General features: G+C 60.4%; 1 pseudogene. It reads right to left on the bottom strand.

The window, feature by feature from the left end:
- Positions 1-826: pseudogene (locus RMQ97_RS15420) on the bottom strand (hypothetical protein); the annotation flags it as partial.

The following is an 826-nucleotide window of genomic DNA, read 5'->3' as shown; positions in this document are numbered from 1 at the left end:
GACCCAGTCACCCACGCGGATATCCTCGATCGGTCTTAGCCCGTCGGGCGTATGGATCGCGGTGCCAGCCACAAAACAGGCCCCTCTGGCAATGAGATCGCCGATCGTATTACCAATCACGCTGGGCAGGGCGGCGAGGATATTGTCGCCGAAATCCGTTCCCTCAATTAGCGACCTTGTTGCTGCATTGGCTATGCCTCCGGCTGCTCCCATAGCGACGTGACTTGCGATTTTCCCCGCGGTCAGATCACCATGCATTAAGCTTTCAACACCCAATTCACTCGCGACGACAGTGCTTACGCCTCCCCCGACTCCTGAAGCTGCAACGGCAGCCCAGGAGAAACGATCTTGAAGCCCGGTAGCGACGCCAATTCCTTGGGACAGGATTGAGCTAGCCACGCCTCTGGAAAACCCTGCAACGAAATCTCTTTTGCCCATAAGGGTATTTTCTGCGGACGTGCCTAGCCCCGCTCCAATCCCGCCTTGCAGACCGGCCATGGCGACCGCGTTCCAGGAGAACTTGTCTTGAATACCGGTTGCAACGCCAACGCCCTGACTGACGATGGAGCCGACCGCCCCTCCCACGGCACCGGCTGCAACTGTTCCGGCTGTGGTGGTAGCGATCGCTGAGATTGACGTGCCTCCCAAGAAGGCCCCGATGCCGCCCGTAAAAGTGCCACCTCCCAGGACACCCGCCACACCGGCCGTGACAATTGTCGCGACCACGACCGCAATGGCCACCAGCAATATTTGTCCGACGCCGCCGCAGCCGTTTTTCTGGGCCTTGGGCACAGGAGCGAGCGGGGAGGTGTCGCCGATCGTGGCG

It is taken from the genome of Maricaulis sp. D1M11 (genome assembly GCF_047308265.1).
Classification (GTDB): domain Bacteria; phylum Pseudomonadota; class Alphaproteobacteria; order Caulobacterales; family Maricaulaceae; genus Maricaulis.
This window is presented reverse-complemented; position numbering and strand designations above follow the sequence as displayed.